Genomic DNA, 26654 nt, shown 5'->3' on the forward strand with positions numbered 1-26654 from the left:
ATTTGCGGAACGATGCGTTCCGTTGCCGAAAATCCGGGCCGGTTCGCCGCGCCCGCCGCCCCGCGCGGCCGGCCTGCCGGGCCGTTCGGTACAATGGCCGCAGTCCAGTTTCCGGAACGCCCGACATGCTGCCCGCGGATACGCCCACGCTGCGCGCCTTCGCGCTGCTCGAACATCTCGTCCAGGCCGGCGACGCCGTGTCGCTCGCCGATCTCGCGCGCAACGTCGATATCCCGAAGGCATCGCTGCACCGGATGCTCGCGTCGCTCGAAGCCGGCGGCCTCGTGATCCGCGAGCCGGGCAACAAGAACGCGTACGCCATCGGCCCGCGCCTCGCACGGCTCGGCACCGGCGTGATGCTGCATGCCGGCGCGCGCCGGCTACGCCATGCGATCCTCGAACGGCTCGTCGCCGATCTCGGCGAAACCTGCAACCTGACCGCGCTGCACGATACGGACGTCGTCTATCTCGACCGCGTCGAGGCCGACTGGCCGCTGCGGCTCGACCTGAAGCCCGGCTCGCGCGTGCCCGCTTACTGCAGCGCCAGCGGCAAACTGCTGCTCGCCCTGCTGCCGCGCGACGAACGCACGGCGCTGATACGTGCGATGGCGCTGCCGCGCCACACGCCGAACACGATCTCCGACCCCGAGCTGCTCGAAGCCGAACTCGACCGCACCGCGCACAAGGGCGTCGCGATCGACAACGAGGAATTCGTCGCGGGCATCGTGTGCATCGCGGCACCGATCCTCGGCGACGACGGCACGTGCATCGCCGCGGTCGCCGTCCACGCGCCCGTGTCGCGCGCTCCGCTGTCGCGGCTGCTCGACCACGTGCCGCGCCTGCAGGAAGCAGCCCGCGCGCTCGCGGACACCTTCTAGTCCGGCGCGGCCGCGCGCATCCGGCGTCATGACGCGCGCTGGTAGTAGATGTTCTGCGGATGCCGCGCATCCGCGAAGAAGAACCAGCGTTCCGCGACCAGCCCCGCATACTGGATCACGAATGCCGCGCCGAGCGCGACGGCTGCCGCGACCGACGTCGGCGCGAGCGCACCGGCCCCCGTCAGCACGAACGGCACCGCGAACGCGCCGATCAGGAAGCCGGCCTTTACCGCGCGCAGCGTGCCGTTGCCCTGGCCGTGAAAGAACTCCTTCGTATTGAACGCGCTGGCCGTGAAGCCGCGCGACTTCTGTTCGACCTTCTCATTGCGGATCCCCGTCGCGCTCTGCACGGTCGACTTCGGCCGCAGCCGCGCATTGCGCACGAGCGACGCGAGCCGGGTCACGCCGCCCGCGAGCGTCAGCACGCAGGCGGCCACCGCGAGCCGGCCCACCAGCGCCGGCGCGAGCCATGCCGCGCAGGCCGTCGCGAGCGTGCAGCCCGACGCGCAGCCGAGCAGCACGAAGTTCACGAGCGTCAGCGGGCTCGCCCACTCCTGCAGGAAGCGCAGGCACGCGTAGATCATCGCGGTGCACACGAACAGCGCGACGCTCGCGAGCGCCCCGGCCGCACCGATCAGCAGCGTGCCGGGCCAGCCGAACAGGTGCGCCGCGCCATACGCGAACGCACACGCGAGAAACACCGGCAGCGCAATGCATTCGCGCGACAGCCACGACGTGCGCCACATCGCGATCGCGCGCCATGCGCGTTCGGGGTGGCCGAGATGGAAGAACGACGCGGCCAGGCCGAGCACGCCAAGCGCGACCGACAGCGCGGCGCCGGTCACGTAGAACGCGGCGGGCACGTCGACGCCGGCCAGCCGCGCCAGCGCCTCGACGATCACGAGCGTCAGCAGCAGGCCCTGTGCGGCGCCGCACAGCGTGGTGAGAAAGACGACCGAAAAGGCTGGGCGCATGGGGACTCCGTGTGGTTCTGAATGAAATGCGCGGCGCTCAGCGCGGCGTCGCCAGCGAAACGAGATCGATGTCGCCGCGCGCCGCGCGGGCCTCGAACGACTCGTCTTCATTGCGCCCGTCCGATGCGCTGCCGCATCCGCCGCTACTGCCACACGCGCACGACGCTTCGGTCTTCACGCGCGGCAGGTAATGATTCGACGGCCGCGTGTCCCATTCCGGCATCAACGTATAGCCGCCGCGTTCGAGGATCGCGCGCGACACCTCCGACTCGGGATCGTGCACGTCGCCGAACAGCCGCGCCGAGGTCGGGCACGCGAGCACGCACGCCGGCTTGCGGTCGCGCTCGGGCAGCGCCTCGTTGTCGATGCGGTCCGCGCACAGCGTGCACTTCGTCATCTCCTTGCGGCCTTCGTCGAGCTCGCGTGCGCCGTACGGGCACGCCCATGCGCAGTACTTGCAGCCGATGCACTTGTCGTAGTCGACCAGCACGATCCCGTCCGACTTGCGCTTGTAGCTCGCGCCGGTCGGACACACGGGCACGCACGGCGGATCCTCGCAGTGCAGGCACGACTTCGGGAAGTGGATCGTGTCGGTCATCGGGAACACCCCGGCTTCGTACGTCTGCACGCGGTTGAAGAACGTGCCGGACGGATCGTCGTCGTACGGGCGCAGGTCGGCGAGGCTGCCGGCTTCGCCCGACGTGTTCCACTCCTTGCAACTCGTCACGCAGGCATGGCAGCCGACGCACACGTTCAGGTCGATGACGAGGGCCATCTGGGTCATGGTCGTGCTCCTTCGATCAACGGTCGTCTGGTTTCGGGCCGGCCGACGCCGCGCGCCGCAGCCGCGCGGCGAATGCACCGGTTCCCGCGAAATACGCCTGCACGCGCTGCAGCACGCGCGGCGTGCCGGGCAGCGCCGGCATCGGCGCGAATTGCGGCAGCGTCGTCGCCGCATCGGCTTCGGCCGGATAGATCCGCACCTGCACGTCGTACCAGCCGGCCTGCCCCGTGACCGGATCGGAGTTCGATACGCGCGCACCGTCTCGCGCCGCATCCGGCAGTTCGTCGGTGATCACGTGATTGAGCAGGAAGCCGCGCTGCGATTCACCCGCGTCCGGGCCGAGATTCCACGCGCCCGACGCCTTGCCGATCGCGTTCCACGTCCAGACGGTGCCGGGCTCCACGGCCTCGCTGTAGCGCGCGCGGCACCGCACCTTGCCCCACGGCGATTCGACGTAGATCCACGCGCCATCGTCGATCTGCTGCGCGGCGGCCGTCACCGGGTTCACGAACAGGTGGTTCTCGCCGTGGATCTGCCGCAGCCACGCGTTCTGCGAATCCCACGAGTGGTACATCGCCATCGGCCGCTGCGTGATCGCCGCGAGCGGATAGCGGCCCGCATCGGTCAACCCGCTTTCGAGCGAGCGATGCCAGAACGGCAGCGGGTCGAAGTAGCGCGCGATGCGCTCGCGCAGATGGTCGGGCGGCTGTCGGCCCGACGTGCGCCCCTGCGCGGCGAGCCGGAATTTCTGCATCACGTCCGAGTAGAGCTGGATCACGATCGGCACGCCGAACTTGCGCATCCCGTTGTCGACCGCCCACTGCATGTACGGGCCATTGCAGTTGCGCATGTACTGCAACGGCTCCGGCAGCCGGTGGTGGTACACGCAGTTGTTCTCCGCGTAACGCTTCCACTGGTCGGGGTTCGGCTCACCGACGACGGCCTTGTCGCCGTCCTTGCCGCGCCAGCCGATCAGGAAGCCGGTGCCCGAATTCGGCGCGGTCTGGAAATTGATGACGAAATCGGGATAGTCGCGGTACTTGCGCTGCCCGTCCGCCGTCGTGAAGGCCGGAAACTTCAGCCGGCTCGCGAGCTCGATCAGCACTTCCTGGAATGGCTTGCATTCGCCGGTCGGCGGCACGACCGGCACGCGCACCGAATCGACCGGCCCGTCGAATTCGGAGATGGGCCGGTCGAGCACCGACATCACGTCGTGCCGTTCGAGGTAGGTCGTGTCGGGCAGGATCAGGTCGGCGAACGCCGTCATCTCCGACGCGAAGGCATCGCACACGACCAGGAACGGAATCCGGTATTCGCCGTCCTCGCGCTTGTCGACCAGCATCTTGCGCACTTCCGCCGTGTTCATCGACGAATTCCACGCCATGTTGGCCATGAAGATCAGCAGCGTGTCGATCGGATAGGGATCGCCGCGCCACGCATTGGTGATGACCGAATGCATGAGCCCGTGCACCGCGAGCGGGTATTCCCACGAGAACGCCTTGTCGAGCCGCGCGGGCGTGCCGTCCGGATGGACGAACAGATCCTCGGGGCCGGCCGGCCAGCCGAGCGGGCCGGTCGCGAGCGGCGTGTTCGGCCTGATCTGGGCCGGGTCGTTCGGCGGTTTCGCCGACGGCGGCACCGCGCGCGGATATGGCGCCTTGTGGCGGAAGCCGCCCGGCCGGTCGATCGTGCCGAGCAGCGACATCAGTACGGCAAGCGCGCGGATCGTCTGGAAACCGTTCGAATGCGCGGCAAGCCCGCGCATCGCATGAAACGCGATCGGCACGCCCTTCACCGTCGCATGTTCCTTGCCCCATGAATCGGTCCAGCGCACCGGCAATTCGATCGCGTGCTCGCGCGCGACCGTCTCCATCTCGCGGGCGAGGCGGCGGATCGTGTCGGCCGCGATGCCGGTGATGTCGGCCGCCCATTCGGGCGTGCAGTCCGCTACCTGTTCGCGCAGCAACGTGAACGACGGCGCGACGGGCGTGCCGTCGTCGAGCGTGTAGCGGCCGTCGAGCGCCGGCTCGGCGCCCTCGGTGTGGTGCAGCACCGCGCGGTTCGTCTTCGTGTCCCACCACATCCGGTTCTGCGGATACAGCGCGTTGACCTCCGGCGCGCCGGCATCGCGCACGAACAGCCCGGAGGTTTCGGCATCGGCGCGCAGGTCGATCAGTTCGCCGGCGTTCGTGAAGCGCGACACGAACTCCAGGTCGAACGCATCGCGCGCGATCAGCTCGTGCATCAGCGCCATGAACAGCGCGCCGTCGGTGCCGGGGCGGATCGGAATCCATTCGTCGGCGATCGCCGCGTAACCGGTGCGCACCGGATTGATCGCGATGAAACGGCCGCCCGCGCGCTTGAACTTGCCGAGCGCGATCTTCAGCGGATTCGAATGGTGATCCTCCGCGGTGCCGATCATGAAGAACAGCTTCGCGTGGTCGAGATCAGGCCCGCCGAACTCCCAGAACGAGCCGCCGATCGTGTAGATCATCCCGGCCGCCATGTTCGCCGAGCAGAACCCGCCGTGCGCCGCATAGTTCGGCGTGCCGAACTGTTTCGCGAACAGGCCCGTGAGCGCCTGCATCTGGTCGCGGCCCGTAAACAGCGCGAAGCGCTTCGGGTCGGTCGCACGCAGGTGCGCGAGGCGCTTTTCGAGCACGTCGAACGCGACCTCCCACGACACGGGCTCGAACTGCGCGTCGCCGCGCTCGGCGCCCGGCTTGCGCATCAGCGGCTGCGTGAGCCGCGCGGGCGAATACTGCTTCATGATTCCCGACGAACCTTTCGCGCAGATGACGCCCTGGTTCAGCGGATGCTGCGGATTGCCGTCGATATAGCGCACTTCGCCGTCGCGCAGGTGTACGCGGATGCCGCAGCGGCATGCGCACATATAGCAGGTCGTCGTCTTGATCTCGGCCTGCTCGTCGCGCTCGCGTGCCCGATGTTCCATCGTCTGTCCTCGTTCGCGGATGACGGCGCGCCCCGCCGGGGCGCACCCGTGAATCGGTTCATCCATGCTATGCCGGCAGGCGGCCGACATAAAGTCGCATCCTCTGATCGGTCCTATCGGTCGGCCCGATAGTTGGCCCCGCCATCCATCGGATCGCCGCCGTGCCCGCACGCGCAAAGGCCCGGCGCGCGCACCGGGCCTTCGGCGTCGGGTATTTCCGCCCGTTACCGCGGCGGATACGCGAGCAGCTCACTTTCGTCCAGATGCTCGCGGCGGCTGCGGCGCGTCAGGCCGTACGCGACGACCAGCACGCCGAGGCTCGCGACGCCGAGCCACAGCGGCTTGCGCTGGTCCGGAATGAACGCCATCGCGACGAGGATGCCGATCATGCCGACGATCGCGACCCAGGTCAGGTACGGATACGCCCACATCTTGACGCGCAGCTTGCCGGCGGCCACCGGGTCGAGACGCTTGCGCAGGCGCAGTTGCGAGAACGCGATCAGCACGTACACGAACAGTGCGACGGTGCCGTACGAATTGACGAGGAACGCGAACACGGTGTCGGGCGACACGTACGACATCACGACCGACACGTAGCCGAACACCGTGCCGAGCAGGATCGCCCGCACCGGCACGCCGCGCTTGTTGACCTTCGCGAGCGCGGCCGGCGCGTCGCCGTGGCGGGTCAGCGCGAACAGCATCCGCGATGCCGCATACAGGCCCGAGTTCAGTGCGGACAGCACGGCCGTCAGCACGATCGCGTTCATCACGTTGGCGGCGGCAGGCAGGCCCATCACTTCCAGCGCGCTCACGTACGGCGTCGCCATCTGCGCGGAATTCCACGGCACCAGCGCGACGACCAGCGCGACCGACCCGACGTAGAACACCAGCACGCGCGTGATCACCGAGTTGGTTGCCTTCGCGACGGCCTTGGCCGGCTCCTTCGCCTCGGCCGCCGCGATCGTGACGATTTCGGCGCCGAAGTAGAAGCCGGTAGCCGCGACCGCCCCGCTCATCACCGGCCCGATGCCGAGCGGCATGAAGCCGCCGTGGCCGAGCAGCGTCGGCAGCACGGCCGTCGTGTGCATCGACGCGGGCCACAGGCCGAGCACGTAGAGGCCGCCGAGGAACAGGAACACGACGATCGCGCCGACCTTGATCGACGAGAACCAGAACTCGAACTCGCCGTAGCTGCCGACCGAGATCAGGTTCGTGAGCGTCAGCACGACCAGCAGCGCGAGGCTGATGATCCACGCCGGTGTGTCGGGCAGCCAGAACTGAATCAGCTTCGCGCCCGCCACCGCTTCGAGCGCGACGACGATCACCCAGAAATACCAGTACATCCAGCCGGTCAGGAAACCCGCCATCTTTCCCGGTCCGCGCCAGTTACCGAACGCGAGCCGCGCGTATTCGTAGAACGAGCCGACGGCCGGCATCGCGCACGCCATCTCGCCGAGCATCCGCATCACGAGCACGACCAGCCCGCCCGTGATCAGGAACGACAGGATCGCGGCCGGCCCGGTCTGCTGAATCACCACGCCGCTGCCGACGAACAGCCCGGCACCGATCACGCCGCCAAGCGCGATCATCGTCATGTGGCGCTGCTTGAGCCCACATTTCAGGTCACTCTGTTCCATCGAGGGTTGCATGTCTTCTCCATATCCAGTTGTCCGGCGCCGCCCGCGCATCACCGTCGGGTGAACGCGAGCGCCGCCGGCGACGGCGCGTGCAGGGGCGCCTGCAGCCCCGGCCGCACGGATTTCTGTTGCTTTTCTTGTGTTGGACGGCCCGGCGCGAACGCGCTCTCGCCGGGCGTGATGCACCGCGTTCAGGGTTTCTCGTCGTTCCTGAAGTACGACACGTAGAGCATTCGCTGCCCGAGGCGCCGGAACGGCGCGAACGGGTGGCCCGGCAGCGGCGACGTGAAGATCGGCAGCGTCTGGCGTGCGCCCTTCCCCGCGATCTGCTCGGCGAGCCGGCGGCCGGCCTGCTGCGAGTACGACACGCCGTTGCCGCCATAGCCGAGCGCGTAGTACACCGACTGCCGCGGATCGGGCTGGCACACGCGCGGCATCATGTCGTGGCTCACGTCGACCCAGCCCCACCACGAATAATCGATCTCCACGCCGCGCAGCGCGGGAAACTTGCGCGCCATCCCTTCCTTCAGCAATTCGAAATGGCGCGGGTTCGGCGCATCGTCGCCGGTGATCGCGCTGCGGCTGCCGATCTGCAAGCGGCGATCGGGCAGGAAACGATAGTAGAAGCGCAGCGTGCGCGTATCGGTCAGCACCTGTGTCGTGCGGAAATTGCACGCTTCGATCTCGGCGTCGGTGAGCGGCCGTGTGACCATCGAATTCGACAGGATCGGCATCACCTTGCTGCGCAGCGACGGATGCAGCGTCTGCGCGGTGTATGCGCCGGTCGCAATGCCCACTGCACGGGCCCGCACGACGCCGCCCGGCGTACGCAGATGATGCACGCCGTCGATCGTCTCGAAACCGAGCACGGGGCTGCTCGTATGCACTTTCGCACCGGCTTCGCGCGCAAGACGCAGGTAGCCGAACGCGAGCTTCAGCGCGTGGATGCCGATGCCTTCGGGCTCGTGCAGCGCGCCGGCCGCCTCGTGGTCGTTGATGAATTCGCGGCGGAAGGTTTCCGCGCTCAGCAGTTCGGACGGATAGCCGAACACGTCCTTCCACACCTTCGCCTCGGCGGCGAGCTTCGCCATGATGCGCGGGCGATGGGCGATCAGGAAATGGCCGCCCGGCTGCGGATCGCAGTCGATTTCCGACACGAGCGACTTGAAGTTTTCGAAGCCTTCGAGGATCTCGTCGTGCATCTTCAGCGCGACGTCCTTGCCCCAGCGCTCGATCCACTGCGAGCGCGACAGCCGGCCCGACGCGTTCTGCCCCTGCCCGCCGTTGCGGCTGCTGCAGCCCCAGCTCGTGCGGTTGGCCTCGAGCACGACGGCCTTGATGCCGTGATCCCGCGCGAGGCACAGCGCAGTCGCGAGCCCCGTGTAGCCGGCGCCGATGATCGCGACGTCGACATCGAGATCGCGCGTGACGGGGCCGTCGTCGGGCGGCGGCGTGCCGGCCGTCGCGACCCAGTAGGTCGGCGCGTACTGCCTGCCGCACCCTGGGCCCGGCGACACGAGCGGATCGTAGGTCGGGTCGTAACGCGTATCGTTCGGCCGGCCGCCGGCAAAGCCGCTCGCGGTGCGTTCGATGGAAGGCGTCGACATGATCAACCCTCCGACGCGGGCGAGCCTGTTGCGCCGCAACGGGCGCACGAGGCGATTCGACTGACTGATGCGGGGCGCGCGCATGCGGCGCGAGCGAATGCTGCCGACTGCCTGTAGGTCATGCCTGTCTCCTGATCGTGCTCTTCGGGTCGATCGTGTGCAGATGCTTCAATGCGGCGATCTGTCGAGGCAAGTGTAGGCAGGCCGATTTTTCGCAGGTAGGGCCAGTGGACCGGATTCGCTTGGACCAGCGCGCAGGGGTGCCGAACGCAGGCAACCGGTGATGTGTGACGATCGGCAGTGGCCGCGGCGCGGGCCTGACACTGCCGGGACGCCGAACGGCCGGCGGCGCCGGCCGACCGGCTGACGACAACGGTCAGCGGCACGGGCACGGTCGCGGCGCTCGCCCCCGACCGCGCCGTCGATACGACCCCGCGCCGCGCCCCACCCTGCCCGTCGTCACATCGCACGCACCGCGACACCCGCCATCGCGTCGCGCTTCTCGATCGCCCGCGCCGACACGATCGACAGGAGTGCAGACAACATCACGTAAACCCCGACGAGCCACGGCGCCCCGCCGTTCACGCGCAACAGCGCGGTCGCGACGATCGGCGTGAGGCCGCTCGCGAAAATGCCCGACACCTGGTAGACGAACGAAATGCCCGTGTACCGCACATTCGCGTCGAACAGCTCCGCAAACAGCGCGGCCTCCGGCCCGTACGCCATCGCGTAGAAGATCCCGAACGGGATCACCAGCGCGAGCCACACGGCGAGCAGGTTCGTCGACTGCGTCTGCAGCAGCCAGAACGCGGGCAGCACCGACAGCCCGCACAGCGTCGCGCCCCACCGGTACACCCGCGCGCGGCCGATCCGGTCCGACAGACCGCCGAACACCGGGATGAACACGCACATCACGACGGCCGCGCTCATCACGCCGAGCAGCGCATCGCCGCGCGAGATCGACAGGTTGCGCGTCATGTAGCCGATCGAGAACACCGCGAACACGTTGAAGAACACGCCATCGATATAACGCGCGCCCATCCCGAGCAGGATGGCTTGCCGATAGTTGGCGAGCAGCTCGACGACCGGCAACTTCGTGTCGCGCCGCTGGCGCTTGAGCGCGACGAACTCGGGCGTGTCGGCCACGCGCGTGCGGATGTAGAAGCCGACCGCCACGAGCAGCAGCGACGCCGCGAAGGCGACGCGCCAGCCCCACGCGAGGAACGCGGCGTCCGGCAGTGCACGCGACAGCGCCGCGACGACGCCGGCCGCGAGGCACAGCCCGATCGCAAGGCCGATCTGCGGCAGGCTCGCATACAGCCCGCGCCGGTGCGGCGGCGCGTATTCGTACGCCATCAGCACCGCGCCGCCCCACTCGCCGCCGAGGCCGATGCCCTGCAGCACGCGCAGCGTCAGCAGCAGCACCGGCGCCCACATGCCGATCTGCGCGTAAGTCGGCAGGAACGCGACGCCGGCCGTCGACACGCCCATGATCAGCATCGTCAGGATCAGCGCGGACTTGCGCCCGACGCGGTCGCCGAGATGGCCGAACAGCAAGCCGCCCAGCGGTCGCGTGACGAAGCCGACCGCGAACGTCGCATAGGCGAGCATGGTCGACACGAATGCATCGCCGGCCGGAAAGTACTGCTTGTCGAACACGATGCCGGCGACCACGCCGTACAGGAAAAAGTCGTACCACTCGACGGTCGCGCCGATCACGCTGGCCGCGGCCACGCGTCGGACGACCCGGGAATCGATTGCCATGCGAGCTTCTCCAGGTAAGGATGCGCCGCAACCTGCCCCGGCGCCGTGCCGGCGGGGGCATCGATGAGCGCGCGGCGGCCGTCCGGGCGCAGGAGCACGGGCCGCGCGGGCGCCCCGTCCTACGCGACTGCCTCGGCGGCCGGCGCGACGCTGCGGCCGCGATCGGCCTCGCGCGCGTCCTCGAGAATCATGTCGGACGCCTTCTCGGCGACCATCACGATCGGCACGTTGGTATTGCCCGATACGAGCGTCGGCATGATCGAGCAGTCGACCACCCGCAGCCCGCGCGTGCCGTACACGCGCAGCCGCTCGTCGACGACCGCGAGCGGATCGCTCGCGACGCCCATTTTCGCGGTGCCGGACGGATGGAAGATCGTCTGCCCGTATTCACGGCAGAATTCGAGCAGCTCGTCGTCCGTCTGCGCGTCCGCGCCGGGCCGTACCTCGCGCTTCATCAGCGGCGCCATCGGCTCCGTGGCCGCGACGCGCCGCGCGAATCGCACGCCGGCGACCGTCGTGCGGCGGTCGCGCTCGGTGTCGAGATAGTTCGGCTGGATCGACGGCGCGTCGCGCGCATCGTCGGTACGAATCCGCACGGTGCCGCGCGATTCGGGCCGCAGCTGGCAAATCGAATACGTGCAGCCCGGAAACGGATGCACGCTGCCACCCGCCGAATCGGCCGACAGCGTCGAGAAATGGAACTGGATGTCGGGCGTCGCGGATTCGTCCGGCAACGCGCGGCAGAACATCCCGCCCTGGTTGATGCCGATCGCGAGCGGGCCGCCGCGGAACAGCGCCCATTGCAGCCCCATCTTCGCGCGGCCGACCCACGAATGCAGCTCGTCGTTGGTCGTGATCGGCTTCGTCACCTCGTAGATCAAGCGCACCTGCAGATGATCCTGCAGGTTTTCGCCGACCCCCTTGCGATCGGCAACGACCGGAATCCCGTGCCGGTCGAGCAGCGCGGCCGGCCCGACCCCCGACACCTGCAGCAACTGCGGCGACTGCAGCGCGCCGGCCGCGAGGATCACCTCGCGCAGCGCGCGCACCTCGTGCACCTTGCCGTGCTGCACGTAGCGCACGCCGGACGCCTGCGCACCGTCGAACAGCACCTTCAGCGCCTGCGCGTCGGTTTCGACATGCAGGTTCGACCGCCCGCGCGCAGGCTTCAGATACGCGACGGCCGTCGAACAACGCAGCCCGTTGCGCGTCGTGAGCTGGTAATAGCCGACGCCCTCCTGGTCGCCCGTGTTGAAATCGTCGACCGTGCGCACGCCGAGCCGGTTCGACGCGGCGACGAACGCATCGACGAGTTCGTGCCGCTGCCGGATCGCCGACGCCCACAGCGGGCCGCCGGTGCCGCGCGTCGGCCCGTCGCCGAGCGTGTTGTGTTCGAGCTTGCGGAAATACGGCAGGCACTCGCGCCAGCTCCAGCCGCGATTGCCGAGCGCGGCCCAGTGGTCGTAGTCCTGCTGCTGCCCGCGTACATAGATCAACCCGTTGATCGAGCTGCAGCCGCCGAGCGTGCGGCCGCGCGGCCAGTACAGGCGGCGGTTGTGCATGTTCGGGTCGGGATCGGTATGGAAGCCCCAGTTGTAGACGGGATGGAACATCGTCTTGCCATAGCCGATCGGCACATGGATCCACATGTAGTTGTCGGCGGGGCCGGCTTCCAGCAGGCACACCGTATGGCGGCCGCCGTCGGACAGCCGGTTGGCGAGGACGCAACCGGCCGATCCCGCGCCGACCACGACATAGTCGAAGCTGCGTGTCATTCCGTGTCTCCGTTCCGGGTATGAGAAAAATCCGGTATGTTTTGTCCAAATTTATGGAGCACACGGCACGCGTACAAGCCGATTTATTGTCCACGCCACGAATGTGGTACAAAAACCGTTCAATTCGTTTCATTTCTGCCGGACACAACCATCCCGGGACGCACGCCGATCCCGACGGAGGAGACAGATGCGCGACACCGCCCCCGCGCCGCCCGACGGCGCGCCCGCCGACGACGCACGCGTGCTGCGTGCGCTTGCCGTGCTCGAAGCGCTGGCATCGGCCGGACAGCCGTACACGCTGTCGCAGCTTTCCGCACGGCTGCACATCCCGAAGGCGACGCTGCTGCGCCTGATCGAGTCGCTCGAAGCGCGCGGCTACGTGATCCACATGCCCGACTCGCGCGGCCACGATCGCGGCATCGCACTCGGCCCACGCGCCGCGCAATTTGCGCTCGCCGCGCTGTCGAACAACACCTTCACGCGCGGCTGCCGGTCGGTGCTGCGCGCGCTCGTCGACGTGCTCGGCGAGACCTGCAACCTCACCGCGCTCGACGGCGACACGGTGCTATACGTCGAACGCGTCGAGACCACCGAGCCGCTGAGGCTCGAAATGCGGCCCGGCATGCGCGTGCCGCTGCATTGCACGGCGAGCGGCAAGCTGTTCCTGTCGCAGATGAATGCGCTGGAGCGCAACGCGATGCTCGCGCGGCTCACGCTGAAGAAGATGACCTACCGGACGCTGACCGATGCGCAATTGCTCGCCGCCGAACTCGACCGGCTCGCCGCGCGCGGTGTCGGGATCGACAACGAGGAATTCGTGCGCGGGATGGTGGCCGTCGCGGTGCCGGTGAAGGATGCCGCGAGCGGCCGCGTGCTCGCGGCGCTCGCCGTGCACGCGCCGACCGCGCGCGCGACGCTCAACGACCTGCTGGAGAACGTGCCGAAGATGCGCGACGCGGCCACGCGCCTCGCGCCTCTGCTGCATGCGGCAGAGGGTGCGCAGCCGGGTTGAGACGCCCGCGTGCGGTCACGCTTTCAAGCGGTCGCCCGGTCACGCAAGGTGATAACGCAGCCAGAAGGTTTCGCGGCACGCGTTGTCGAACGTCAGCCGCGACGGGCTGATCGGCTGCGCATCGGGATGATGGAGCACGTCGTAGTCGATCCAGCATTCGGCGCACAGCAGATCGGACGGTGCGCGGTCCTGCTCGACCGAGCGGCGCACGATCGCGCCGTTGTCGAAGCGGTATTCGGTTTCGTCGCGCGTGACCTCGACGTCGTCGTCGGTCCAGCGGTCGTGCGATGTTTCATGCGACACGATCCGCACCGGGCCGGCGAGCCCGTGGATCGCGGCGACATAGGCAATGAGCTTGTCCATGGCGAGGCGGCGAACTGGCGGATGGCCGTTTCGCGCAACGCATGCCGCGCGAAACGGCCCGAGCGGCGAGTATAGCCGCGCGCCGAAGACCTTGCCGCCGGCGGGGTTTCGCGCGCTATGCGTCGAGCGCGAGCAACGCGAACGTCGCGAGCCAGTGCTCGCCCATGTAGTCGCCGGCCACGTGCGCGAGCGCGCTCGCGAGATGCCGGCTGGCCGCGTCGAGCAGCTTCGCGCGCCGCGCATCGCCCTCCGGCAGCGCACCGGCGAGCGCGCGCTGGCACCATGCGCGGCTCAGGTTCAGCCCGTCGAGGTGCGCGATCTTGCCGTCGCTGCGATCGCTGACCGTCGCCGGCTCGAACAGCGTCGCAGGTTCGCCGCGCGCGAGATCGGGCAGGAAGCGCGCGAACCAGCCGTCGAATTCGGCGGCCGGCAGCACGCGCCGCATCAGCTCGGCCTCCATCAGCGCGGGCGACAGGAATTCGTCGCCCGACGGCTCCCACGCCTGGCACGCGACATCGTTCAGGTGCCAGCGCTTCGCGGTATCGACGATCAGCGCCGCGAGCCCGTCGCGCTGCGTGTCGCGCGCGAAGTCGAGCGTGAGCGCCAGCGCGAATGCGGTGTTGAAGTGCGTGCCCACGCGCAGCGGATAGGTCGCTTTCGGCAGGAAGGTTTCGAAGCGCGACACGAACAGGTCGGTGAGCGGCGCCATCGTCTTCGCCCAGCGCGCGGCCTGCGGCAGCGCGCCCTTCAGCGCGAGCCGCTCGAGCTGCGCGGATAGCGCGAGCAGCCACGCCCAGCCGTATGGCCGCTCGAAGCCGCTGTTGTGCGGCAGCGCGAGATACGCGCGCTCGCCGGCCACGTTCGCTTCGGTGAAATGCGCATCGACGGTCGCGACGATGCGTTCGGCCTCCGGCAATGCCGGGTAGCGTTCGAGCACGCTCAGCACGAGCCAGTAGCCGTGCACGCACGAGTGCCAGTCGTAGCTGCCGTAGAAGATCGGGTGCAGCGCGCGCGGCCCCTGCACGTCATGCGGGCCTTCGAGCGAATGCGTGAGCTTGTTCGGATATTCGCGGGTCAGGTGCGCGAGCGCGAGCGACGCGAATTTCGAGGCGAGTTCGGGGGTGAGTCGGTCGGTCATGGGCATCTCGTCAGAAGCGGAATACGAACGCATACATCAGCAGCGTGTTCACGGCGAGCAGCAGCACGGCTGTCGGCCACTGCGCCTTGATCACGCCGTTCTTGTCCTTCAGTTCGAGCAGCGCCGCCGGCACGATGTTGAAGTTCGCGGCCATCGGCGTCATCAGCGTACCGCAGAAGCCGCTCAGCATCCCGATCGCGCCCATGATCGCCGGGTTGCCATGGAACTGGTGGACGATCAGCGGCAGGCCGATGCCGGCCGTCATCACGGGAAACGCGGCGAAGCCGTTGCCCATGATCATCGTGAACAGCGCCATGCCGACCGTGTAGGCCGCGACCACCGCGAACGGCGAGTCGATCGGCACCCAGTCCCTCACGAGCCCCGACACCACGCCGCCGACGCCCGCGACCGCGAACAACGCGCCGAGCGCCGCGAGCATCTGCGGCAGGATCGCGGCCCAGCCGACCGCGTCCATCGTGTGGCGCGCTTCCTTCAGCGCATGCACCGGCGAATCGCGCAGCATCGCGAGCGCGACGACGAACGCGACGATCGTGCCGAGCACGAGCGAGATCAGCGTCACGCTCTTCGGATCGACGAACGGCACGAGCTTCAGCGCGAACGTGCCGATCAGCGTGACGACCGGAATCAGCAGCGCGGGCAGGAACAGCCGGTTGCCGAAGCGCTGCGCGAGCGTCTCGCGCCGCACCGCCGCCGCTTCGCCTGCTTCGTCGGACTTGCCGCGCCCGAGCTTGCCCGAGCCCGCGATCACCGCGAGCGCGATCGCGAGGCAGCCCGTCACGAAGTGCGGCAGCAGCGCGCCGAACAGGAACGTGACCGCGTAGATCGCCCAGAACGCGAAATTGACGACGCGGCGCGGGTTCGTGCGGTCCGTCAGGTTGAAGCACGCGAACGCGGCGAACATCAGCCCCGCGAGCGTGTACAGCGATTCGAGGCCGATCATCGCGCGCCCTCCTGCTTCACCAGGCCGAAGCCGCGGGTCAGGCGACGGTCGAGCAGCGCGAGGCGCGTGCAGTGGATCAGCAGCGCGGCGATCGCGGTCGGGATCGCCCACACCGACAGGTGCAGCGGCTCGATCGAAATTCCGTTCTGCTCGAGAAAGCCCTTGATCAGCAGGATCGACTGGATCGCGATGAAGATGTCCTCGCCGAAGAACACGGCGACGTTGTCGACGCCCGACGCATGCGCGCGGATCTGCTGGCGCACCGCCTCCGGCAGTTCGCCGTGCCGGCCGACGGCGGCGGCTTCGGCCATCGGCGCGATCAGCGGCCGCACCATCTGCGCGTGGCCGCCGAGCGAAGTGAGGCCGAGCGCGGCCGTGGCCTGGCGCAGCACGAAGTACAGCATCAGCACGCGGCCCGTGGTGGCCGCCTGCACGCGCGAAATCATCCGCTTCGCCTGCTCCTTGAGCCCGTTGCGCTCGAGCAGCGCGATCACCGGCAGCGTCAGCCAGATCAACCCCATGTAGCGGTTTTCGGTGAACGCCTTGCCGAACGCACTGACGATGTCGACGAGATTCAGCCCGCCCGCGAGCCCCGTCGCGAGCCCCGCGATCGTGACCACCAGCAGCGCATTGAAGCGCAGCGCGAAACCGATCACGACGATCGGCACCCCAATCAGCACCAGCATTTCCCCTCCTTGTGTCGGATGCGCGGCACCCAGGCAACGCGCTGCCTGCCCGGTTTCGACCGGGCTCGGACGGCGAAATCTAACACGAGACTTTATCGATAAAAAGTCGACAATTTGCAGCTTCGGGTAAACGTTGAAGCGTGCGGATACCGTGCCCGGGCCGTGTGTCGGCGGTGTTTCATCGGAGGAAACGGTGGCCGGCTCGTCGACCGGCCGGCGCGCGTGGCGGAGCCCATGGCCGCCGACTAAACTGGAAAGCATCGGCAACGGACGGGAGAGCCGCCATGATTGACGTATTCCAGACCATCGGCAGCCGCGCGTTCTCCGCTCATCTGGCGAAGGACGGAATGGTGACGCTGATGGAGCAACGCCATGAAGTCGACCGCGTGACGCTCGCGACGGCCTATGCCGCGCTCGTCGAGGAAGCCGAGCAGGAAGGCGACCTGCTCGACGCGACGGTCGAAGGGATGATGCGCGCGCTGATCCAGGGCTACGCACGCAGCCATTGACGACGCGGCCGCGCCTCCGTTGCGCGGCCGGCTTCCAGTTGCGCTCCGCTAGGCGGCCGGCGTGCCGGCGCCCATGCCGAACCACCTCCCCGCGCGCAGTTGCCGGTAGTCGGCCTGCGTGAAGATCCTCAGCAGGTTGGCGACGGCGCCGTTGCTGGCGCGATCCAGTTCGGTCATGAAGGCTTCGACCTCGTCGTGGCCGGCAAGCAGGATCGTGCCGAAGTAGCGTTCGCGCTCCACGTCGGACAGGTTCGTCGCGCTCAGCTGGTACGGATGGTGAAGCGCCGCGAACAGGAAGTAGTAGCGCTCGGCGTCGTCGCGCAGCACGCGCACCGCGTCCGGGTCGACCGGAAATTCGCGGTGGAACGACGCATGCCCGCTTTCGATGCGGATCCGGTACAGCAACCGGCCGTCGCGCTCGATCACGACCGGCGCGTACGGGTCGCGGCTGACGAGTACGGTATCGGGCACGGTCATCCGGTTCTCCGCTTTCTTTTTTGTCGAAGCCGGCACGGTAACATGCCGGCTAGCGCGGGCTGCATCGGCGCGATCCGATGGCCCGGCATGCGCGGGCACACGGCCCCGCCGCCCTTTGTCCCCGGGAAACACCGCACCGTCATAGAGGAAACGCACTGAAACGGCACAATGCGCGAATTTTTCGATTGCCGCCGTCCGCGCCGCATGACAGCATTCGGGACGTCGCCAACCAAAAAGAATGCCGTGCCGTCCGGCCGCCGATGCCGCGCGCCGGCGCCGAACAGGCAGCCCCTTCCATGAACCCGGCCAACCACCAATACTACGAACCGACCGGAGAATTCCGCTTGTGAACATCGGCATCGTCAACGACCTCCCGCTTGCCGTCGAGGCGATGCGCCGTGCGATCGCGCGACGGCCCGAGCACCGCGTGCTGTGGGTCGCGACCGACGGCGCGCAGGCCGTCGAACTATGCGCCGCGCAGCCGCCCGACGTCGTGCTGATGGACCTGATCATGCCGAAATTCGACGGGATCGAAGCGACGCGGCGGATCATGCGATCCGAACGACCGTGCGCGATCCTGATCGTGACGAGTTGCATCGGCGCAAATGCGTGGCGCGTGTTCGAGGCGATGGGCGCCGGTGCGCTCGACGCGGTCGATACGCCGCGGCTGGGCGACGGCTCGGCCGGCGACACGACGAAACTGCTGCTCGCGAAGATCGACCAGATCGGCCGGCTGCTCGACGCGCCGGGCGGCACGCGCCTCACCGGCACGGCCGCCCGCGCCGGCGGCGGCCCGCTGATCGCGATCGGTGCGTCGGCCGGCGGCCCCGGCGCGCTCGCGTCGATCCTCGGCGGCCTGCCGGCCGATTTCAGCGCACCGATCGTGATCGTGCAACACGTCGACCGCGCGTTCGCGGAAGGCATGGCGCAATGGCTCGACGGCCAGACGCCGCTCGCCGTGCGCGTCGCGCGCGAAGGCGACCGCCCGCAGCCGGGCGTCGCGCTGCTCGCCGCGACCGACGACCACCTGCGCATCACGCGCGCCGGCACGCTCGAATACACGCGCGAGCCGGCCGCCACGCCGTATCGCCCGTCGGTCGACGTGTTCTTCAACAGCCTGACCGAGCACTGGCCCGGCCGCGTGATCGGCGTGCTGCTCACGGGCATGGGACGCGACGGCGCGATCGGCCTGAAGGCGCTGCGGATGAAGGGCTACCACACGATCGCGCAGGACGAGGCGACCAGCGCCGTGTACGGCATGCCGAAGGCGGCTGCGACGCTCGGCGCGGCGCGCGCGATCCTGCCGCTCGGCCGCATCGCGGGCGAGCTGGCGGCGCTCGCGCGGATCTGAGCCCGATGAACACGCGCAACACCCATGCCTGCCCTCGCAATACACCGCATCGAACATGACTAGCGACCTGACCCGCCCGCCGGGCAGCCTGACCACGCCGAGCGCCGACGCGCCGGCCATGGTGCTGCTGGTCGACGACCAGACGATCGTCGCGGAAGCCGTACGGCGCGCGCTCGTCGACGAGGAAGCCATCGACTTCCACTACTGCCCGCGCTCGGACGACGCGATGGCCACCGCGATCGACACGCGACCGACCGTGATCCTGCAGGACCTCGTGATGCCCGGCACCGACGGGCTGAGCCTCGTGAAGTCGTACCGCGCGAACCCGGCGACACGCGACGTGCCGATCATCGTGCTGTCGACGCAGGAAGAACCCGTGATCAAGAGCGCCGCGTTCGCGGCCGGCGCGAACGACTACCTCGTGAAGCTGCCCGACCGCATCGAGCTCGTCGCGCGCATCCGCTACCACTCGCGCTCGTACATGAACCTGCTGCAGCGCGACGAGGCCTATCGCGCGCTGCGGCAATCGCAGCAGCAACTGCTCGAAGCCAATCTCGAACTGCGGCGCCTCACGCACTCCGACGGCCTGACCGGGCTGTCGAACCGGCGCTATCTCGACGAATACCTGGCCGCCGAATGGCGCCGCGGCACGCGCGAGCGCAGCGAGCTGTCGATGCTGATGATCGACGTCGACAATTTCAAGCTGTACAACGACACGTACGGACACGTGTCGGGCGACAGCGTGCTCAAGCAGATCGCGTCGACCATCGAGCGCTGTCTCGGGCAATCGGGCGATCTCGCCGCGCGCTTCGGCGGCGAGGAGTTCGCGGTCGTGATGCCGGCCACGTCGCCGGGCGCCGCGCGGCTGCTCGGCGAGAAGATCCGGCTCGCGGTCGAGGCGCTGCGGCTGCGGCACGCGCATTCGTCGACCGGCAACACCGTGACGATCAGCATCGGCGGCGCGAGCATCGTGCCCGCGCCCGGCCTGCCGACGACCGTGCTGATCGAAGCGGCCGACCGCGCGCTGTATCGCGCGAAGCACGAGGGCAAGAACCGCGTGGAGATCGATACGTCGCCGACGACGCCCGGCGCCGGCGGGTTCGGCGCACCGCGCGAATGAGCGCGCGCGCCGCCTACGCCGCGCCGAGCCGGCGCGCGTAGTCGTTCGGGTCCAGCGGGCGGCTGAACAGGTAACCTTGCTGCATGTCGCAGCCGATCTGCTGCAGGAACCACGATTGCGCCTGCGTCTCGACGCCCTCCGCCGTCACCTTCATCCCGAGCGAATGCGCCATCGCGACGACGGCCTGCGTGATCGCGACCGAGTCGTGATGATCGGGCACGCCAGACACGAACGAACGGTCGACCTTGAGGTTGTGCAGCGGAAAGCGCTTGAGGTAAGCGAGCGATGAATAGCCGGTACCGAAATCGTCGACCGAGATCCGCACGTTCATGTCCGTGAGCGCCTCGAGCATCGGCAGTACGGTGTCCGTGTCGTTCATCAGTAGTCCTTCGGTAATCTCGAGTTCGAGCGCGGATGGATCGAGCCGCGTTTGCGCGAGACAGCGGTCGACCGATTCGACGAGCCCTTCGTGGAACTGCCGCGGCGACAGGTTGACGGCCAGCATCAGGTCGGGCGCGATCGTGCGGCGCCACTCGGCCGCCTGGCGGCAGGCCGTCTCGAGCACCCACTGGCCGATCGCGACGATCAGCCCCGTATCTTCCGCGACCGGGATGAACTCCGCCGGCGACATCGGCCCGAGTTCGGGGCTGGTCCAGCGCAGCAGCGCTTCGGCGCCGACCGTGCGGCCGCTGCGCGCATCGACGACGGGCTGATAGGCGAGCCGCAGCATGTCCGACGTCAGCGCGCGCCGCAGCGACTGCTCGACCGCGAAGCGGCGCTGCAGCCGCAGGTTGAGCTGCGCGGTGAAGAACGTGAAATGGTTGCGGCCGCGCTGCTTCGCGTCGTACATCGCCGAATCGGCGTTGCGCATCAGCGTGACCGCATCGTCGCCGTCGCGCGGCGCCACGCTGATCCCGATCGACACGCCGAGCCAGTACTCGTTGTTCGCGATCGCGAACGGCTTCGCGATCGCGTCGATCACCTCGCGCGCGAGCACCGCGAGGCGGTCGGGATCGGCGCAGTCGTCGACGAGGATCACGAACTCGTCGCCGCCGACGCGCGTGAGCGCGTAGCGGCCGCCCGCGCAGGCCGCGAGCCGCGCCGCGACACTGCGCAGCAGCGCATCGCCCGCGTCGTGGCCAGCCGTGTCGTTGACCTTCTTGAACCCGACGAGATCGATGAACAGGATCGCGACGCGCGCGGGCCCGCCCGCCGCATCGTGCCTGCCGAACAGTTCCCGCATGCGGTCGGCGAGCCAGCGGCGGTTGTAGAGGCCCGTCAGCGCATCGCGCGTCGCCAGGTAGCGCAGTTGCTGCTGCGCTTCACGCACGGGGCCGATGTCGTTGAACGACACGAGCACCGAGTCGGCCTGCGTCTCGCCGGGCCTCACGATCGGCACCGCGTTGCCGCGCACCCAGATGATGTCGCCGTCCGCGAGGCCGAAGCCGACCGTGTAGTCGAGCATCGGCGTGGCGGTCTCGAGCGCGCGTCGGCTCGGCCACGCGTCGGGCGCGATCGGCGTGCCATCCTCGCTCAGCTTGTGCAGGATCACCGTGGACAGCCGCCGCCCGACGAGATCGCCCTTCACGCGCATCATCCGGTTCGCGCTCGGGTTGCTCGCGACCACGACGCCGTCGCGCGACACGACGAGGATCCCTTCGTTCAGGCTGTTGACGACGAGCCGGTGATGTTCCTCGCTGCGTGCGAGCTGCCGGGCGATCCGGTCCTGATGCACCGCGAGGCCGACGCTGTTGCCGATATCGCGCAACAGTTCGGCTTCCTCATCGCTTGGCCGGCGCGGCGTGCGGTGATAGACGGCGAACGCGCCAAGCACGACGCCCGATTCGTCGAGAAACGGCACCGACCAGCACGCGCGCAAGCCGAGCGGCAGCGCGACGGCACGGTAATCGGCCCACAGCGGATCGGTTTCGATATCCTCGACGGCGACCATCCGGCGCTCGTACATCGCCGTGCCGCACGAGCCGGCCGCGGGTCCGATCGGCGCACCGTCGATCGCCGCGCTGTACTGCGCGGGCAGCGATGGCGCCGCGCCGACGCGCACGTGCACGCCGTCCGTATCGAGCAGCAGGATCGTGCACGATGCGCCGTCGCCGAGCAAAGCCTCGGCGCGCCGGCAGACCTCGACCAACAGTTCCGGCAGCGGTGTGTTGCGCGTAATCAGCCTCAGCACGCTTTGCTCGGACGCGAGCACTTCCGCCGCGAGCCCGAGGCTGTAACGAGAACTTTGCGGTTCGGTATTCAAGATGAATCCTGCCGTCTGTCCGATCGGGTCTGATACGCCCGATTCGTTTGCGATCCTTCGTGCCGATTTTCGCTCCGGGTATACGCCGATGCCCGGTGCGCCCCGTAATGCGCGCCGTGCCGGGGCGCGCCGAAATACATTTAACACCAATCCATGACACCACGCGCGTCCACGTGCATCAGGGGTTACACGCGGTTGCGCCGCCGCACGCGGCCGGCGGTCACTCGCCGAAAGTCAGTTTCGCCCTTTCCGAAACCGGTTCGTCAGATTGTGACGCCACCGTGTGCCATTCCCGCTCAACCGTCCACGCCGGGCGGGGGACGCGTCACGGCTGTCAGCGCATCGATCGCGGCCTCAACCGATACGCTCGCGGGCGCCGCAAACAGCGCGCCGACCGTGTCGGGCATCGTCGACAGCTTCAGCGGCAGCCGGCCGATGCGCTCGCCGGCCCGCCGGGCCATGCCGTACGCGCGGGCCGACTGGACGAACAGGCACGGCGACTGTTCGGCAACCACGCGGTTGGTCTGCCATGACACCGATTCCATCAGCACCGACGGCGGCGCCAGGCCGGCCTTCGCGAACTCGGCGTCGAGCGCCGTGCGCGCGGGCGACCCGAGCGGCGGGGCGATCCACGGAAACGCGGCCGCGTCGCGCCACCCGATCCGCGCACGCCCGAGCAGCGGATGGCGCGGGCCGCAGACGACGATCATGTCATCGCGGTACAGCGGCACTGCGTCGAGCCCCGCGCTCAGCGCCGCCGCATCGAGCCGGCACACGAGCAGGTCGAGTTCGCGGCGCTGCGCCTGCGCGAGCATCCGGTCGAGCGTGTCCTCGCGCACGTTCAGCTGCACGGGGCGGCCGGCCTCCCGCAGCCACGCGAGCGCACCCGGGATCAGTTGCGGCGCCATGTTCGGCAGCAGGCCGATCGACACCGGGCGGCCGGCCCCCGTGCGCAGCGCGTCGAACGCGGGGGCGACGCCGCGCATGTCGGTCAGCACGCGGCCGATGCATTCGAGCAGCGCATCGCCGTATGCGGTCGGCGCGACACGCCGCGACGTGCGTTCGAACAGCGGCAGCCCGAGCGCCTCCTCCAGCTCGCGCAGCCATTTCGACAGCGCCGGCTGCGTGATCGACGCGGCCTCGGACGTACGCGCGAAGCTGCGCGTCCGCCCGAGCGTGTCGAGCGTTTCCATATCGCGCACGCGCAGCCGGCGCAGCGCCTGCGCGATGCGCTGCTCGTGGGGCGGCGCGGCCGGGCCGCGAGAATCGAGGGTCACGGGCGTCTCCGTCATTCATGTTCACCAGGTTATCGATCGATCCCGATCTTTCATCGATCGATACGCGATCCTGCCGCATAGTCGTCGACATGAAAACCCCCGGCACGAGCCGGCATGACCAGGAGACAGCCGACGTGAAAGACGATCAGGACACCCCCGCCGCCGCCGAACCCACCGCCCGGCGCCAGTTCCTCAAGCTGGCCGGCGCGGCGGTCGCATCGGCCGGCTTCGGCGCCGATGCGCTGGCCGCGAACCCGCCGCCGGCCCCGGCCGCCGTGGCGACCGTCGATCCCGCCCCCGCGTTCCACGGTGCCGCAACCGCGCCTGCCGCGCCGCCCGCCGGCTACAACATCCTGTTCATCCTGACCGACCAGGAACGCCACTTCGACCGCTGGCCGTTTCCGGTGCCGGGACGCGAAGCGCTGCGTCGCGACGGCATCACGTTCATGCATCACCAGATCGCCGCGTGCGTGTGCTCACCGTCGCGCTCGACTGTCTATACGGGTCAGCACATCCAGCACACCGGCGTGCTCGACAACGCGGGCGTGCCCTGGCAGAAGGACATGTCGCCGGACGTGCGCACCGTCGGCCACATGCTGCGCGACGCCGGCTACTACGCCGCCTACCTCGGCAAGTGGCACCTGAGCGCGTCGATGCACGAAACCACGAGCCCATACACCGCGCCCGTGGCCGACTACAACCGCACGATCCGTGCGTACGGCTTCGACGACTATTTCGGCGTGGGCGACCTGATCGGGATGGTGCGCGGCGGCTACCAGTACGACGGAATCACGTCCGAGGCCGCGGTGAGCTGGATGCGCAACCATGCGCCGCGCCTCGCGAAGGAAGGCAAGCCGTGGTTCCTCGCGGTGAATCTCGTGAACCCGCACGACGCGATGTTCGTGAACACCGACACGAACGGCTCGACGGTACAGGACGCGAACCACCCGATGCTCGGCAACGCGCCGCCGCCAAACGACGCGCTGTACCGCACGTCATGGCGCGACGTACCGCTCGCCGCGTCGCGGCGGCAGCCGTACGACGAACCGGGGCGCCCGCCCGCGCACGGGATGTTCAACGCCGCGCATGCGAACCTCGTCGGGCGCTACCCGTTCACCGACGAACGCTTGCGCATCTATCAGGACAACTACTTCAACTGCGTCCGCGATTGCGATACGCACGTCGTACGCCTGCTTCAGTCGCTGCAATCGCTCGGACTCGACGAGCGCACGATCGTCGTGATGACGGCCGATCACGGCGATCACATCGGCGCGCACCAGCTCGTCGGCAAGGGCGCGGCCGCGTACCAGCCGCAGAACCACGTGCCGCTCGTGATCCGCCATCCCGCGTATCCGGGCGGCATGCAATGCGATGCGCTGACGTCGCACATCGACATCGCGCCGACGCTGCTCGGGCTCACCGGCCTCGACGACGCGCGCCTCGCGGCGATCCGCGGCAGCGCGCTGAAGGGGCACGACCTCACGCGCTGGCTCGCGAAGCCCGCCGACGCGAAACGACACGCAGCGCGCGACGCCACGCTGTTCAACTACGCGATGCTGCTGTACTACGACAGCGAATGGATGCTGAAGGAACTGGGCACGATGCGGCAGAAAGGCGTACCCGAGGACGAGCTGCTGCGCCGTGCGCTCGCGCAGCAGCCGGATTTCCGGCTGCGCGGCACGATCCGCAGCGTGTTCGACGGCCGCTACCGGTTCACGCGCTATTTCTCGCCGCTCGAATTCAACCGGCCGACGACGCTCGAGAATCTGTTCGCACGCAACGACGTCGAGTTGTTCGACCTCGCGAGCGACCCGGGCGAGATGCGCAATCTCGCGACCGACCGCAAGCGCAACGGCGAACTGCTGCTCGCGATGAACGGCCGCCTGAACGACCTGATCGCCAGCGAAGTCGGCGACGACAGCCCAGACGTCATGCCGATTCGCGACGGCAAGGTGCAGGTGCAGATCCGCAAGTGGCACTGACGGCCTGAACGCATCCCGGCGCGGCGTGCGGCGCGGATCGCGGCGCGCCGCCCGTCAATCCTTCCGGATGTGTTCGGCCAGGAAGTCGATCAGCAGCCGCACGCGCGGCAGCAGCCCGCGCCGCGACGGGAACACCGCGTGCACCACGCCGCCCTTCGGCGCCCAGCCCGGCAGCACGTCGACCAGCGTGCCGTCGCGCAGGTCGTCCTCGACGACCATGCACGGCAGCTGCACGATGCCGACGCCGTGAATCGCCGCGTCGCGCAGCGCGTGCATGTCGTCGGTCACGAAGCGCGGATGATGGCGCAACTGCGCGTGCTCGCCGTTCGGCCCCACCAGTTGCCAGACATGATGCCGCGCCGGCCCCCAGTCGAGACTCGGCGCACCGGTCAGCTCGGCCGGGTCGGACAGCGCACTCCGCCCGCCCAGCCATTGCGGCGCCGCGACCAGCCGCTGCGGGCTGTCGGCAAGCACGCGCATCACGAGATCGCTGTCCTCCAGCGGCGGAAAGCGCACGCGCAGCGCTAGGTCGAATCCTTCGCTCAGCAGGTCGGCGCGGCGGTTCGTCGCCTCGAGATGCACCTGCACCTGAGGATGAATCGCCATGAAGCGCGCGACCAGTTCGCTCACGCGGTATTCGAGCAGCGCGGTCGGGCAACTCACGCGGACGACGCCGCGCGGTTCCGCGTGGCGCCGCTCGATCACCTCGCGCGCGGCATCGGCCTCGACCAGCACGGCAAGGCAGCGCTCGTAGAATTCGCGCCCGGTTTCCGTGACCGTGAAATGACGCGTCGTGCGTTGCAGCAGCCGCACGTCGTACTGCGCTTCCAGCGCCGCGATGCGCCGGCTCAGCGTCGATTTCGGCACATCCAGCGCGCGCCCCGCCTGCGTGAACCCGCCGTGCTCGACCACCTTCACGAAATAGTAGAGGTCGTTCAGGTCATCCATGATTGTTCCACCCATAGAACACTGACGGCATTTTAAGGGACTGGAACGCCGGTTGTTGCACGAATAGCATCCTGATTCAACGTGGATCGAGCGTGTCGTGGCGACCGGAAATTTTCTTGGCCGGGTCCGTCGGCCGGCCCGGCGATTCACTAAGCTTGAAGCTCCCCCGTCACTTCCCGCACCGTCACTGGAGGC

General features: G+C 68.6%; 21 protein-coding genes. 6 read left to right on the forward strand and 15 right to left on the reverse strand.

The window, feature by feature from the left end; genetic code table 11:
• Positions 1 to 125 precede the first annotated feature (125 nt).
• The gene (locus U5809_RS33585) at positions 126 to 878 is read left to right on the forward strand and encodes an IclR family transcriptional regulator (protein ID WP_322089703.1); all 753 of its coding nucleotides are present in this window, start codon (positions 126 to 128) and stop codon (positions 876 to 878) included.
• A 26-nt stretch (positions 879 to 904) separates the two neighbouring features.
• Here the strand turns inward: U5809_RS33585 and U5809_RS33590 are convergent, their stop codons facing one another.
• The 7 genes from U5809_RS33590 to U5809_RS33620 form a co-directional block, all read right to left on the reverse strand.
• Entirely contained in the window at positions 905 to 1852 is a 948-nt protein-coding gene (locus tag U5809_RS33590; RefSeq protein ID WP_322089704.1) for a dimethyl sulfoxide reductase anchor subunit family protein, read from the reverse strand.
• 37 nt (positions 1853 to 1889) lie between these two features.
• The gene (locus U5809_RS33595) at positions 1890 to 2636 is read right to left on the reverse strand and encodes a 4Fe-4S dicluster domain-containing protein (protein ID WP_322089705.1); all 747 of its coding nucleotides are present in this window, start codon (positions 2634 to 2636) and stop codon (positions 1890 to 1892) included.
• A gap of 16 nt (positions 2637 to 2652) precedes the next feature.
• Positions 2653 to 5589, reverse strand: coding sequence for a molybdopterin oxidoreductase family protein (locus tag U5809_RS33600; RefSeq protein WP_322089706.1), 2937 nt, complete (start codon positions 5587 to 5589; stop codon positions 2653 to 2655).
• 224 nt (positions 5590 to 5813) lie between these two features.
• Positions 5814 to 7238 carry an amino acid permease gene (locus tag U5809_RS33605; RefSeq protein ID WP_282510648.1) on the reverse strand — a complete coding sequence of 475 codons (1425 nt, stop codon included), beginning with the start codon at positions 7236 to 7238 and terminating at the stop codon, positions 5814 to 5816.
• 179 nt (positions 7239 to 7417) lie between these two features.
• Positions 7418 to 8833 (reverse strand): FAD-binding oxidoreductase, encoded by a 1416-nt coding sequence (locus U5809_RS33610; RefSeq protein ID WP_322089707.1) that lies wholly within the window; start codon positions 8831 to 8833, stop codon positions 7418 to 7420.
• Between the two features lie 459 nt (positions 8834 to 9292).
• Entirely contained in the window at positions 9293 to 10597 is a 1305-nt protein-coding gene (locus U5809_RS33615; protein ID WP_322089708.1) for an MFS transporter, read from the reverse strand.
• A 119-nt stretch (positions 10598 to 10716) separates the two neighbouring features.
• Positions 10717 to 12372: a choline dehydrogenase gene (locus U5809_RS33620; protein WP_322089709.1), complete on the reverse strand. Its 1656-nt coding sequence runs from the start codon at positions 12370 to 12372 to the stop codon at positions 10717 to 10719.
• Between the two features lie 187 nt (positions 12373 to 12559).
• On the opposite strand from U5809_RS33620, the gene U5809_RS33625 reads away from it, so the two are divergent.
• Positions 12560 to 13384, forward strand: a complete 825-nt coding sequence (locus U5809_RS33625; RefSeq protein WP_282510656.1) for an IclR family transcriptional regulator — start codon at positions 12560 to 12562, stop codon at positions 13382 to 13384.
• 39 nt (positions 13385 to 13423) lie between these two features.
• Here the strand turns inward: U5809_RS33625 and U5809_RS33630 are convergent, their stop codons facing one another.
• From U5809_RS33630 to U5809_RS33645, 4 genes are all read right to left on the reverse strand, one after another.
• Positions 13424 to 13747 (reverse strand): hypothetical protein, encoded by a 324-nt coding sequence (locus tag U5809_RS33630; RefSeq protein ID WP_322089710.1) that lies wholly within the window; start codon positions 13745 to 13747, stop codon positions 13424 to 13426.
• Between the two features lie 115 nt (positions 13748 to 13862).
• On the reverse strand, positions 13863 to 14885 hold the full coding sequence (locus U5809_RS33635) for a DUF2891 domain-containing protein (protein ID WP_282510660.1): 1023 nt from the start codon (positions 14883 to 14885) through the stop codon (positions 13863 to 13865).
• A gap of 10 nt (positions 14886 to 14895) precedes the next feature.
• Positions 14896 to 15846 carry a DUF979 domain-containing protein gene (locus U5809_RS33640; protein WP_322089711.1) on the reverse strand — a complete coding sequence of 317 codons (951 nt, stop codon included), beginning with the start codon at positions 15844 to 15846 and terminating at the stop codon, positions 14896 to 14898.
• Positions 15843 to 16532, reverse strand: coding sequence for a DUF969 domain-containing protein (locus U5809_RS33645; protein ID WP_322089712.1), 690 nt, complete (start codon positions 16530 to 16532; stop codon positions 15843 to 15845). Before U5809_RS33645 ends, U5809_RS33640 begins: the two co-directional genes overlap by 4 nt.
• 284 nt (positions 16533 to 16816) lie before the next feature.
• Between U5809_RS33645 and U5809_RS33650 the strand changes: the two genes are divergently transcribed.
• Complete coding sequence (locus U5809_RS33650) at positions 16817 to 17041, forward strand: hypothetical protein (protein ID WP_059529934.1); 225 nt, start codon at positions 16817 to 16819, stop codon at positions 17039 to 17041.
• 48 nt (positions 17042 to 17089) lie between these two features.
• Here the strand turns inward: U5809_RS33650 and U5809_RS33655 are convergent, their stop codons facing one another.
• Positions 17090 to 17518, reverse strand: coding sequence for a hypothetical protein (locus U5809_RS33655; RefSeq protein ID WP_322089713.1), 429 nt, complete (start codon positions 17516 to 17518; stop codon positions 17090 to 17092).
• 346 nt (positions 17519 to 17864) lie between these two features.
• On the opposite strand from U5809_RS33655, the gene U5809_RS33660 reads away from it, so the two are divergent.
• Together U5809_RS33660 and U5809_RS33665 are read left to right on the forward strand one after the other, a co-directional pair.
• Positions 17865 to 18869, forward strand: coding sequence for a chemotaxis response regulator protein-glutamate methylesterase (locus U5809_RS33660; protein ID WP_322089714.1), 1005 nt, complete (start codon positions 17865 to 17867; stop codon positions 18867 to 18869).
• A 55-nt stretch (positions 18870 to 18924) separates the two neighbouring features.
• Positions 18925 to 19989, forward strand: a complete 1065-nt coding sequence (locus tag U5809_RS33665) for a diguanylate cyclase (RefSeq protein WP_322089715.1) — start codon at positions 18925 to 18927, stop codon at positions 19987 to 19989.
• A 13-nt stretch (positions 19990 to 20002) separates the two neighbouring features.
• Here the strand turns inward: U5809_RS33665 and U5809_RS33670 are convergent, their stop codons facing one another.
• Together U5809_RS33670 and U5809_RS33675 are read right to left on the reverse strand one after the other, a co-directional pair.
• Complete coding sequence (locus U5809_RS33670) at positions 20003 to 22252, reverse strand: putative bifunctional diguanylate cyclase/phosphodiesterase (RefSeq protein ID WP_322089716.1); 2250 nt, start codon at positions 22250 to 22252, stop codon at positions 20003 to 20005.
• Positions 22253 to 22548: 296 nt separating this feature from the next.
• Complete coding sequence (locus U5809_RS33675) at positions 22549 to 23529, reverse strand: LysR substrate-binding domain-containing protein (RefSeq protein WP_322089717.1); 981 nt, start codon at positions 23527 to 23529, stop codon at positions 22549 to 22551.
• A 134-nt stretch (positions 23530 to 23663) separates the two neighbouring features.
• Between U5809_RS33675 and U5809_RS33680 the strand changes: the two genes are divergently transcribed.
• Positions 23664 to 25511: a sulfatase-like hydrolase/transferase gene (locus tag U5809_RS33680; RefSeq protein ID WP_322089718.1), complete on the forward strand. Its 1848-nt coding sequence runs from the start codon at positions 23664 to 23666 to the stop codon at positions 25509 to 25511.
• A gap of 54 nt (positions 25512 to 25565) precedes the next feature.
• Here U5809_RS33680 and U5809_RS33685 read toward each other — a convergent pair whose 3' ends face one another.
• Positions 25566 to 26459 carry a LysR substrate-binding domain-containing protein gene (locus U5809_RS33685; protein WP_322089719.1) on the reverse strand — a complete coding sequence of 298 codons (894 nt, stop codon included), beginning with the start codon at positions 26457 to 26459 and terminating at the stop codon, positions 25566 to 25568.
• Positions 26460 to 26654: the final 195 nt, after the last annotated feature.

Source organism: Burkholderia sp. BCC1999, assembly GCF_905339975.1.
Taxonomy (GTDB): Bacteria; Pseudomonadota; Gammaproteobacteria; order Burkholderiales; family Burkholderiaceae; genus Burkholderia.